Genomic DNA, 11,213 nt, shown 5'->3' on the forward strand with positions numbered 1-11,213 from the left:
TTTCATTGATAGACAGAGGCTCAGGTTTTTCATGCATAAACATATTCTCGCACGTTCAGTCGGCCTTGCGCTGCTGGCGAGCGGTCTGCTGACCGCTTGCGGCGAACAGGGCCCCGCCCAGCAAGGACCCGGTGCGATGCCGCCGGCCGCGGTGGATGTCGTCACCCTGCACACGGCGCCGTTGCAGCTCACCACCGAGCTGACCGGCCGCAGCGCCCCGCTGCGGGTCGCCGAGGTGCGCCCCCAGGTGAGCGGCATCATTCTCAAGCGCCTCTTTACCGAGGGCAGCGACGTCAAGGCCGGTCAGCTGCTCTATCAGATCGACCCCGCCGTCTATCAGGCTGCGGTGGCCAGTGCCAAGGCCAACCTGGCCAAGGCGCAGGCCAACGAGCAGAGCGCCCGCCTCAAGGCCAAGCGCTATGCCGAGCTGGTGAAGGTGAAGGCCATCAGCAGCCAGGAGTTTGACGACGCCGATGCAGCCTGGAAGCAGCAGCTGGCCGAAATCGGTGCCGCCAAGGCGGCGCTGCAGAGCGCCAACATCAACCTGGCCTACACCCGCATCACGGCCCCCATCAGCGGTCGCATCGGCAAGTCTGCGGTGACCGAGGGGGCACTAGTGACGGCCCAGCAGGCCGACAGCCTCACCTCCATCCAGCAGCTCGATCCCATGTATGTGGACGTGCGCCAGTCCACCGCCGATCTGCTGCGCCTCAAGCGCCAGGTGGCGGCCGGCAAGCTGACCCAGGACGAGCAGAAAGGCGCCCGGGTGAGCTTCCAGCTGGAAGATGGCTCCACCTATGGGGAAGAGGGCTCGCTGCAGTTCTCCGACGTGACCGTGGATGAGACCACCGGCATGGTGACCCTGCGGGTGATCGTCCCCAACCCTCATCAGCTGCTGCTGCCCGGCATGTTCATGCGTGCCACCCTGCAGGAGGGCGAGCGCGCCGAAGGGCTGTTGGTGCCGCAGACCGCGGTGACCCGTACCCCGAAAGGCGGCGCTACCGTGATGGTGGTGACGGCGGACAACAAGGTGGAGCTGCGTGAAGTGCAGCTGGGCCGCATCGTCGGCAGTGACTGGGTGGTGGAATCCGGTCTCAAGGCCGGCGAGCGGGTGATCGTCGCCGGCCTGCAAAAAGTAAAACCCGGGGTTGTCGTGGCGCCGGCTGAACAGGGCGCCGCTGCGCCGTCTGCCCAGGCGCCGGCCAATGCCCCGGCCAACAAGTAGGATGGAGTAGTCGCCTCATGGCACGATTTTTCATAGACAGACCCATTTTCGCCTGGGTGATCGCCCTGGTGATCATGCTGGCGGGCAGCCTGGCCATCATAGGCCTGCCGGTTGCCCAGTATCCGAGCATTGCGCCGCCGGCGGTGGGCATCTCCGCCAGCTACCCGGGGGCCTCCGCCAAGACGGTGGAAGACTCGGTGACCCAGATCATCGAGCAGAACATGACCGGGCTGGATCACCTGCTCTACATGTCCTCCCAGTCGGACTCCTCCGGCCGGGTATCGGTCACCCTCACCTTCCAGCCGGGGACCGACCCCGACATCGCCCAGGTGCAGGTGCAGAACAAGCTGCAGCAAGCCATGTCGCTGTTGCCGCAAGAGGTACAGCAGCAGGGGATCCGGGTCCAGAAGACCTCCAGCAGCTTCCTGATGGTGGCCGCCTTCATCTCCAAAGATGGCGCCATGACCAACGATGACCTGGCCGACTACGTGGTGGCCAACATCAAGGAGCCGCTCAGTCGTCTGGACGGGGTAGGGGACATCACCCTGTTCGGCAGCCAGTACTCCATGCGGGTCTGGCTCGATCCCAACAAGCTCAACCGGGTGCAGATGACCCCGGGTGACGTGCAGGCGGCCATCAAGGCGCAGAATACCCAGGTGGCCTTCGGCAAGCTGGGGGGCACCCCGGCGGTGACCGATCAGCAGTTCACCGCCACCATCATGGGGCAGACCCGGCTCTCCACCGTGGAGGAGTTCAACGACATCCTGCTGCGGGTGAACCAGGACGGCTCCAAGGTGCGGCTCAAAGACGTGGCCAGAGTCGAGCTGGCTGGCGAAAGCTACGATGCCGAGGCGCTCTACAACGGTCAGTCCACCGCGGCGGTGGCCATCAAGCTGGCAACCGGTGCCAACGCGCTGGATACCGCCGAGAAGGTCCGTGGCAAGCTGAATGAGCTCTCCACCTACTTCCCGGCCAACATGGAGATCGTCTACCCGTACGACACCACGCCGTTCGTGAAGATCTCCATCGAGGAGGTGGTACAGACCCTGGTGGAGGCGATCTTCCTGGTGTTCTGCGTGATGTATCTGTTCCTGCAGAACTTCCGCGCCACCCTGATCCCGACCATTGCGGTGCCCGTGGTGCTGCTGGGGACCTTCGGCGTCATGTCGGCGTTCGGTTTCTCCATCAACACTCTGACCATGTTCGGTCTGGTGCTGGCCATCGGCCTCCTGGTGGATGACGCCATCGTGGTGGTGGAGAACGTGGAGCGCCTGATGAGCGAGGAGGATCTCTCTCCGCTCGAGGCGACCCGCAAGTCCATGACCCAGATCACCGGCGCCCTGGTGGGGATCGCCCTGGTGCTCTCGGCGGTGTTCGTGCCGATGGCCTTCTTCGGCGGCTCGACCGGTGCCATCTATCGCCAGTTCTCGCTCACCATCGTCTCGGCCATGGTGCTGTCGGTGCTGGTGGCACTGATCCTGACCCCGGCCCTGTGCGCCACCCTGCTCAAGCCCATCAAGCATGGCGAGTTCGGTGCCAAGCGCGGCTTCTTCGGCTGGTTCAACCGGGCCTTCGACGCCAGCGCCAACCGCTACCAGAGCGGGGTGCGCAAGGTGGTCAAGCAAGGGGTGCGCTACGGCATCATCTATGCCGCCATGCTGGCGGTACTGGCCATCCTGTTCATGCGCATGCCCACCTCCTTCCTGCCGGAAGAGGATCAGGGGGTCATCATGTCCATGGTGCAACTGCCGGTCGGGGCGACCAAGCAGCGCACCGAGGTGGTGCTGGCCGACATGCGCGACTACTTCATGAAAAACGAGAAGGATAACGTCGACTCCGTGCTGACGGTGGCGGGCTTCAGCTTCGCCGGTAGCGGTCAGAACAGCGGCATGGCGTTCATCAAGCTGAAAGACTGGAAGGAGCGCAACACGCCGGATCGCAGCGCCAATGCCATCATCGGCCGCGCCATGGGCTACCTGTTCAGCATCAAGGAAGCCCAGGTGTTCGCCTTCAACCTGCCTCCGATCCCGGAGCTCGGGACGGCGACCGGCTTTGACTTCTTCCTGCAGGATCGGGCCGGCGTGGGCCACGACAAGCTGATGGCGGCGCGCAACCAGCTGCTCGGCATGGCGGCGCAGGATCCGAACCTGGTGCGGGTGCGCCCGAACGGGATGGAAGACACTCCCCAGCTCGACATCAAGATCGACTACGAGAAGGCGCTGGCGCAGGGGCTCTCCATCAGCGACATCAACAGCACGCTCTCCAGTGCCTGGGGTTCTGCCTATGTGAACGACTTTGTCGACAGAGGCCGGGTCAAGAAGGTCTACCTGCAGGCGGATGCCCCCTTCCGGATGAACCCGGAAGATCTCAAGCTCTGGTACGTGCGCAACAGCGCGGGCCAGATGGTGCCCTTCTCCGCCTTTGCCAGCACCGACTGGAGCTTCGGCTCGCCACGGCTGGAGCGTTACAACGGCGTACCGGCGATGGAGATCGTCGGGGAAGCGGCGCCGGGCAAGAGTACCGGTGACGCCATGGCCGCCATCGAGCAGATGGTGAAGCAGCTGCCGGAAGGCATCGGCATCGAGTGGACCGGTCTCTCCTACCAGGAGCGGCAGGCGGGCTCTCAGGCGCCGGCCCTGTACGCCATCTCGCTGCTGGTGGTGTTCCTCTGTCTGGCCGCCCTCTACGAGAGCTGGAGCATTCCGTTCTCGGTGATGCTGGTGGTGCCGCTCGGGGTGCTGGGGGCTATTGTGGCCGCCACCCTGCGCGGGCTGGAGAACGACGTCTACTTCCAGGTGGGCCTGCTCACCACCATCGGTTTGTCGGCCAAGAACGCGATCCTCATCGTCGAGTTCGCCAAGGAGCTCTATGACAGGGGCATGGGGCTGAGCGAAGCCGTGGTGGAGGCGGCGCGCCTGCGTCTGCGTCCGATCCTGATGACCTCGCTCGCCTTCATCCTCGGCGTATTGCCGCTGGTGATCAGTACCGGGGCCGGCGCCAGCAGCCGCAACGCCATCGGTACCGGCGTGATGGGGGGGATGATCAGTGCCACCGTGCTGGCCATCTTCTTCGTGCCGCTGTTCTTCGTGCTGGTGATGCGCTATTTCACCAAGCACAGCACCAAGCAGGCGCGTCTGGCCCATGCCGAGGAGATCAAACATGACTAAGACCCTGATCGCCCTGAGCGTGACGCTGCTGCTGGGGGGCTGTTCCATGGCCCCCGATTACCAACGCCCAATGCTGCCGCAAGGTGCCGCCTGGCAGAGCAATCAGGTGGAAGGGGAGGCGGCTGTCTCCCCCTGGCGCCAGCAGTTTCTCGATCCCGCTCTGCAGCAGCTGATCGGCACGGCTCTTGAGAACAACCGGGATCTGCGCATCGCGGCCCTCAACGTGGAGGCCTACGAGGCCAGATACCGGATCCAGCGGGCGGCCCAACTGCCGACCCTGGCGGCCAATGGCTCGGGTACCCGTCAGCAGGGATCGGACGATCTCAGCAGCACGGGGCAGGGCTCCATCAGCAGCCAGTACGGTGCCAACATCGGCATTACCTCCTACGAGCTGGATCTGTTCGGCCGGATCCAGAGCCTCAAAGATCAGGCGCTGGAAAACTATCTGGCGCAGGTGGAGACCCAGCGCAGCACCCAGATCGCGTTGATCGCCTCGGTGGCCAACGCCTATCTCACTCTGCTGGCGGATCAGGAGTTGCTCGCGTTGAGCGAGGCGACCCTGGCCACCGAGCAGGAGAGCTATGGTCTAACCGAGCACAAGTACCGGCTGGGGGCCGCCTCCGAAATGGAGCTGGCCCAGGGCCGTACCGCGCTGGAGAGTGCCAAGGTGAGCCTGGCCCAGTATCAACGGCAGGTGAAGCAGGATCGCAACGGCCTTGCGCTGCTGCTCGGGACGGGCGTCCCCGCGCTGATGACCCAGCCGGCAACCCTGGCCGAGGTGCGGCTGGCGGCCATCCCGGTAGGTGCCCCATCCAGCCTGCTGCAACAGCGCCCGGACATCCTGGCGGCCGAGCACAGCTTGAAGGCGGCCAATGCCAATATCGGCGCCGCCCGTGCGGCCTTCTTCCCGACCATCTCGCTGACCGCGACGGCGGGCACCGCCAGCAACCAGTTGAGCGGACTGTTTGATGGCGGCACCGGTACCTGGACCTTCATGCCGCAGATCAACCTGCCGATTTTTGACGGTGGCAAGCGCATCGCGGATCTGGATGTGGCCGAGGTAAGCACCAGGCAGGCGGTGGCGAGCTACGAGAAGAGCATCCAGACCGCGTTCAAGGAAGTGGCGGATACGCTCGGCGCCCAGGCTGACTATCAGCAGCAGCTGCAGGCGCAGCAGGCACTGGTGGAGGCAAACCAGACCTACTTCAAGCTGGCGGAGGTGCGCTACGAGAAGGGGGTGGACAGTTATCTCACCCGGCTTGATGCCCAGCGTTCGCTGTTCAGTGCCAAGCAGGGGCTGATCAGTACCCGTCTGGCGCAGCTCAGCAACCAGGTCGCGCTCTACAAAGCCGTCGGCGGCGGCTGGCAAGCCACCGATACCGAGGGTGACAAGGGCGAGCGCCAGCAGTAGGCACACTCATACCTTCCATCAGCAGGCCAATACGGGGCGAACCATCGGGTTCGCCCCGTTTCTTTTGAGCAAAAACATATACATATGAAGCCCAAATGACATAATACGTCGTGCAGACAGTCTATCGGCAGGCTGCAGAGATGGGTGAAAAGACCTGAATTCTGAGCATTCAGTGAATGGCAATTGTAAGAAAGTGTTACTCATCTTCTTCAAGGATTGGAGCAAAATGGTGTTCTTGTGAGCTAGCTCCACTCCGATACGCAATTTATCACTATTTTTACTTGGGATATTAGCAGTGGAAAATGATGATGAGGTGTCGATAGGGGCTTTTTGAATGATGACCGAACATTTCCGGCCACCAATAGAGTGTTGAGCAACAGCAAAATGGGTTGTAGATGACTTGTTTTGAGCAAGGTTGTTTTGGCTATTCAAGGCGCTGGGAAAGGCGCTAGAATCCAGACTTTGTCCTTGGGGCATAGCAATTTATATGGCTTCAGCTTGTGCAACGGCCAGGTTGAAGGCCAAACAGACAGCAATCTTGTCATCAGGGACGATGGCAGAACAATCCCAAGCTGGAGGGCATTATGACCAACAGCACATACATTCTGGTTAAAAGCAGCAAACTGGGGGCTGTAACTCAGGGGCGGTAGCTATCGCTTTTGATTTGCACAGCATCAGACATTCTCTGCAAAGACGAGGGTAATCGTCGATTCAGTGCGTCTAAAAACTAAGTTTTCTATTAATTTTCAAGAGCATAACTATGAAAATTCTTGTCACTGGTGGTGCTGGTTTTATCGGTTCGGCGGTTGTTCGTCATATCATCCGAGATACCAATGACTCAGTTATCAACCTCGACAAACTCACCTATGCGGGCAACCTGGAATCCTTGGCCTGTGTCGCCAGCAGTGAACGTTATGCCTTTGAACTGGTGGATATCTGCAACCGCGCCGAGCTGGATCGGGTGTTTGCTCAGTATCAGCCGGATGCCGTAATGCACCTGGCTGCCGAGAGCCATGTTGATCGTTCCATCACCGGCCCCGCCGACTTCATCGAGACCAATATCGTCGGCACCTACATGCTGCTGGAAGCGGCTCGCGCCTACTGGAACGGCCTGGATGAGGTACGCAAGGCGGCCTTCCGTTTCCACCATATCTCCACCGACGAGGTGTATGGCGACCTGCCCCATCCGGATGAAGTGGTCCCCGGTGTGGCACTGCCGCTCTTCACCGAAACCACCCCCTATGCCCCCAGCAGCCCCTACTCTGCTTCCAAGGCTTCCAGTGACCATCTGGTGCGCGCCTGGCGCCGTACTTACGGTCTGCCGACCGTCGTCACCAACTGCTCCAACAACTACGGTCCGTACCACTTCCCCGAGAAGCTGATCCCGCTGGTGATCCTCAACGCGCTGGATGGCAAACCGCTGCCGGTGTACGGCAAGGGTGACCAGATCCGTGACTGGCTCTATGTGGAAGATCACGCCCGCGCGCTTTATACCGTGGTCACCACAGGTGTCATCGGCGAGACCTACAACATCGGCGGCCACAACGAGAAACAGAATCTGGAAGTCGTGCATACCATCTGCGATCTGCTGGATGAAATGGTGCCCAAAGCCGGCTCCTACCGCGATCAAATCACCTACGTGGCCGACCGCCCTGGCCATGACCGCCGTTATGCCATTGACGCCAGCAAGATGAGCGCTGAACTCGCCTGGCAACCGCAAGAAACTTTTGAATCCGGCATTCGCAAGACAGTGCTGTGGTATCTGGATAACCAGCAGTGGGTCAACAACGTCAAGAGCGGCGCCTACCAATCCTGGATTGAACAAAACTACGGGAAGCGTGCCTGATGCATATTCTGCTGTTTGGCAAGAATGGTCAGGTTGGCTGGGAGCTGCAACGTGCACTGGCACCACTGGGCCGTATCACAGCCGTCGATTTTGACTCCACCGATTATTGCGGTGACTTCAGCAAGCCGGCCGGCGTAGCGGAGACTGTGCGCCAGGTGAAGCCGGATGTCATCGCGAACGCGGCGGCCCACACTGCGGTAGACAAAGCCGAGAGCGAGCGGGAGTTTGCCGAACTGCTCAACGCGACCAGTGTGGCGGCGATTGCCAGAGAAGCGGAGGCATTGGGAGCCTGGCTAGTTCACTACTCCACCGACTATGTGTTCGATGGTAGTGGTGAGCGCCCTTGGCTTGAAACCGATGCGACCGCACCGCTGAATGCGTACGGCGAAACCAAGCTGGCGGGTGAGCAGGCTGCGGCCCTGTGCTCGCGTCACCTGATCTTCCGCACCAGCTGGGTCTACGCGGCCCGCGGTGCCAACTTTGCCAAGACCATGCTGCGTTTTGGCAAGGAGCGTAGCGAACTGTCGGTCATCAATGACCAGTTTGGCGCCCCGACCGGTGCTGAATTGCTGGCGGATTGCACCGCCCATGCGCTCCGCGTGGCGCAGAGCAGACCCGAGGTCGCCGGGCTGTACCATCTGATTGCCTCCGGTACCACCACTTGGTTTGACTACGCCCAGCTGGTGTTTGCCAAAGCCAGAGAGGCCGGGGTTGAACTGGCGGTCACGCAGCTCAATGCGGTGCCAACCAGTGCCTTCCCGACCCCGGCCAAACGCCCTCATAACTCCCGCTTGGATACCAGCAAATTCCAGCGCACCTTCGAGCTGGTACTGCCGGACTGGACGGTCGGTGTGGAGCGGATGTTGACCGAAACTCTGGGCAAGTAAATCACAGGCCTGGGACGTATTGAACACCTCTCTGGCTGGCAGGGATAAAACAGAAAGGTGTTGTATCAAGCCACCCTTCTCGTTTGTAATTTAAAAATAAGAAACAAGCATCATGACCAAACGTAAAGGCATTATTCTGGCTGGGGGCTCTGGCACACGTCTCTACCCCGTCACCATGGCTGTCAGCAAGCAGCTGCTACCGATCTATGATAAGCCGATGATCTACTACCCATTGAGCACCCTGATGCTGGCGGGCATTCGCGATATTTTGATCATCAGTACCCCGCAAGATATCCCCCGCTTTGAACAATTACTGGGCGATGGCAGCCAGTGGGGCCTGAATTTGCAATACAAGGTGCAGCCAAGCCCGGACGGGTTGGCACAAGCCTTTATTCTGGGTGAAGAGTTCATCGGTTCAGACCCCTGTGCACTGGTGCTGGGAGACAACATCTTCTACGGCCACGACTTGCAGAAACAGCTGGAAGCGGCAGCCAGTAAAGACAGTGGTGCCACCGTTTTTGCCTATCATGTGCATGATCCGGAGCGTTATGGGGTGGTGGAGTTTGATAAGCAAGGCAGCGTTATTTCGCTGGAAGAGAAGCCACAGGATCCCAAGAGCAACTATGCGGTCACTGGCCTCTATTTCTACGACAACAGTGTGGTGGAGATGGCCAAGGGTCTGAAACCGTCGCCCCGTGGTGAGCTGGAAATCACCGATGTGAACCGTATCTACTTGGAGCAAGGTAGTTTATCGGTGGTGATGATGGGCCGCGGTTATGCCTGGCTTGATACCGGAACCTATGAAAGCCTGATTGAAGCGAGCAACTTTATTCAGATTATCGAAACTCGTCAGGGGTTGAAAGTCGCTTGCCCAGAAGAGATCGCTTATCGCAAAAAATTTATTGATGTAGAGCAGGTACGTGCGCTCGCGCTACCATTAGAAAAGAATACCTATGGACAATATTTGCTAAGAATGGTTGAACAAAGTCTGATGTGATATCTGGGTGGTGTTACCACTCTGTACCACGAATAAATTTAATTGGCATATCTGAGATGAATGTAATAAAGACGGAGCTCCCTGACATACTTCTATTTGAGCCTAGGGTATTTAGTGATGAGCGTGGCTTTTTCTTTGAAAGTTTCAATCATAAGCTATTTGAAGAAGCGGTGGGATACCCTGTCACCTTTGTACAAGATAATCACTCAAAATCATCTAAAGGTGTATTGCGTGGTTTGCACTATCAACTTCCCCCGCATGCGCAAGGAAAGTTAGTGCGCTGTATCATTGGTGAAATATTTGATGTGGCAGTTGATATTCGTAAAAGCTCGCCGACTTTTGGGCGATGGGTTGGAGCCCATTTGTCAGATACAAACAAACGTCAATTATGGATTCCTGAAGGATTTGCTCATGGGTTTATCACAAGAACAGAGACCGCAGAAGTTTTATATAAAGCAACTAATTATTACCAACCAGATTTTGAAAATTCAATATGCTGGAATGATCAGCAGCTATCTATAAAATGGGATAATGATATGTTCCCTGTATTGTCTAGGAAAGATGCAAGTGCAAAATCATTTATGATGGCTAAAAAATTTAACTATAATTTCATGGTGTAGCTATGACAGTTTTAATTCCTGCAATTATGTGTGGTGGCAGCGGTTCTAGATTATGGCCCATTTCGCGTGAACAGCATCCCAAACCGTTCATCAAACTATCAATATATAGAAGCATCAAAATTTGTTTTTCTTTTATCTTTGTCTAGCACACTATCAATTTTTGCCACTATTTCTTCTAGGGCGATAATAGCGAACGGTGGGTATAGATATCTAATGTTCAGAATGTTGTTCTTATCGGCTCTTAATGTGTTAATATCTTGCACCCTGGTGCCTATGATTGGTATTCAGGGCGCAGTCTACTCAATATTTATTACTGAGTTAATAGGAACGACATTTGCGAATATATTTTTTAAACGAGGTATGGTAATAACTTTCATGCTCTCGGGTGTTAAAAGTTTACTTTCATTTGATTTTGTTAAGCACTTAAATAGCAATGGTAAATCACAATGATTAAATCAATTTTTAAACGTATTTATTATGCTATCGCGAGTATTTGGGTATACAAGTTTTTATTAAAATTATTCTTTGGCTTTCCATATAAAGATATAGCAATTGAATTGTCACAAATAAAAGGCTTTATTGGATATGATATAAGGTTTATCTTCTATAAAAAGACTCTTAAGAAATGTGGAAGTCAACTCCGAGTTCATTTTGGATCGTATATAGTGTATCAGGATGTGGAGATTGGGCGTAGATGTAGCATAGAAGAAAATAGTGTAGTGAGTTTATGTTCTATTGGTGATGATGTCATTATAGCTGCAAATGTGTCTATCATGAGCGGGGGGAATCAACATGAAACTGATAATCTTGAGGTGAAGTTTCACGATTCCAACTTGCCGATAAAGAGAGTGGCTATTGGTAATAATGTATGGATAGGCACTCATTCTGTCATAATGGCAGATGTTGCTGATGGTACTATTCTTGGCGCAGGTTCCATTCTAACAAAAAACATAAATGAAAATGACTGTATATATGGTGGTGTTCCGGGAATTCAGATAATAAGTGCGACACTCATGGATGAATGGCGAGAGGTGGCCAACTGCTGATTGGTGGTACCCTT

Annotated in this window: 9 protein-coding genes; all 9 read left to right on the forward strand. The window is 56.8% G+C overall.

What is annotated here, in order from left to right; genetic code table 11:
• Positions 1 to 31: 31 nt before the first annotated feature.
• The 9 genes from PG897_RS13220 (at position 32) to PG897_RS13260 (ending at position 11,199) form a co-directional block, all read left to right on the forward strand.
• Complete coding sequence (locus PG897_RS13220; protein WP_270829095.1) at positions 32 to 1,225, forward strand: efflux RND transporter periplasmic adaptor subunit; 1,194 nt, start codon at positions 32 to 34, stop codon at positions 1,223 to 1,225.
• Between the two features lie 17 nt (positions 1,226 to 1,242).
• The gene (locus PG897_RS13225; RefSeq protein WP_117402894.1) at positions 1,243 to 4,392 is read left to right on the forward strand and encodes an efflux RND transporter permease subunit; all 3,150 of its coding nucleotides are present in this window, start codon (positions 1,243 to 1,245) and stop codon (positions 4,390 to 4,392) included.
• Complete coding sequence (locus tag PG897_RS13230) at positions 4,385 to 5,803, forward strand: efflux transporter outer membrane subunit (protein WP_226008775.1); 1,419 nt, start codon at positions 4,385 to 4,387, stop codon at positions 5,801 to 5,803. Before PG897_RS13225 ends, PG897_RS13230 begins: the two co-directional genes overlap by 8 nt.
• A 760-nt stretch (positions 5,804 to 6,563) precedes the next feature.
• A complete protein-coding gene (gene rfbB, locus PG897_RS13235; RefSeq protein WP_043169758.1) occupies positions 6,564 to 7,649 on the forward strand; it encodes a dTDP-glucose 4,6-dehydratase in 1,086 nt (361 codons plus the stop codon).
• On the forward strand, positions 7,649 to 8,536 hold the full coding sequence (rfbD, locus tag PG897_RS13240) for a dTDP-4-dehydrorhamnose reductase (protein WP_043169756.1): 888 nt from the start codon (positions 7,649 to 7,651) through the stop codon (positions 8,534 to 8,536). Before rfbB ends, rfbD begins: the two co-directional genes overlap by 1 nt.
• Positions 8,537 to 8,648: 112 nt before the next feature.
• The gene (rfbA, locus tag PG897_RS13245) at positions 8,649 to 9,533 is read left to right on the forward strand and encodes a glucose-1-phosphate thymidylyltransferase RfbA (protein ID WP_043169754.1); all 885 of its coding nucleotides are present in this window, start codon (positions 8,649 to 8,651) and stop codon (positions 9,531 to 9,533) included.
• Positions 9,534 to 9,589: 56 nt separating this feature from the next.
• Complete coding sequence (rfbC, locus tag PG897_RS13250; RefSeq protein WP_043169753.1) at positions 9,590 to 10,153, forward strand: dTDP-4-dehydrorhamnose 3,5-epimerase; 564 nt, start codon at positions 9,590 to 9,592, stop codon at positions 10,151 to 10,153.
• A 26-nt stretch (positions 10,154 to 10,179) separates the two neighbouring features.
• Positions 10,180 to 10,299, forward strand: coding sequence for a sugar phosphate nucleotidyltransferase (locus PG897_RS13255; protein ID WP_270829099.1), 120 nt, complete (start codon positions 10,180 to 10,182; stop codon positions 10,297 to 10,299).
• A gap of 300 nt (positions 10,300 to 10,599) precedes the next feature.
• Positions 10,600 to 11,199 carry an acyltransferase gene (locus PG897_RS13260; RefSeq protein ID WP_270829097.1) on the forward strand — a complete coding sequence of 200 codons (600 nt, stop codon included), beginning with the start codon at positions 10,600 to 10,602 and terminating at the stop codon, positions 11,197 to 11,199.
• The last annotated feature ends 14 nt before the right edge of the window (positions 11,200 to 11,213 follow it).

This window comes from Aeromonas sp. QDB20, assembly GCF_027707805.1.
GTDB lineage: Bacteria > Pseudomonadota > Gammaproteobacteria > Enterobacterales > Aeromonadaceae > Aeromonas > Aeromonas dhakensis.

Excerpts from the sequence above, each read along its gene's own strand:
- rfbA (WP_043169754.1), top strand. The coding sequence starts at position 8,649 with ATGACCAAACGTAAAGGCATTATTCTGGCTGGGGGCTCTGGCACACGT.
- rfbC (WP_043169753.1), top strand. The coding sequence starts at position 9,590 with ATGAATGTAATAAAGACGGAGCTCCCTGACATACTTCTATTTGAGCCT.
- PG897_RS13230 (WP_226008775.1), top strand. The coding sequence starts at position 4,385 with ATGACTAAGACCCTGATCGCCCTGAGCGTGACGCTGCTGCTGGGGGGC.
- PG897_RS13260 (WP_270829097.1), top strand. The coding sequence starts at position 10,600 with ATGATTAAATCAATTTTTAAACGTATTTATTATGCTATCGCGAGTATT.
- PG897_RS13255 (WP_270829099.1), top strand. The coding sequence starts at position 10,180 with ATGTGTGGTGGCAGCGGTTCTAGATTATGGCCCATTTCGCGTGAACAG.
- rfbB (WP_043169758.1), top strand. The coding sequence starts at position 6,564 with ATGAAAATTCTTGTCACTGGTGGTGCTGGTTTTATCGGTTCGGCGGTT.
- rfbD (WP_043169756.1), top strand. The coding sequence starts at position 7,649 with ATGCATATTCTGCTGTTTGGCAAGAATGGTCAGGTTGGCTGGGAGCTG.
- PG897_RS13225 (WP_117402894.1), top strand. The coding sequence starts at position 1,243 with ATGGCACGATTTTTCATAGACAGACCCATTTTCGCCTGGGTGATCGCC.
- PG897_RS13220 (WP_270829095.1), top strand. The coding sequence starts at position 32 with ATGCATAAACATATTCTCGCACGTTCAGTCGGCCTTGCGCTGCTGGCG.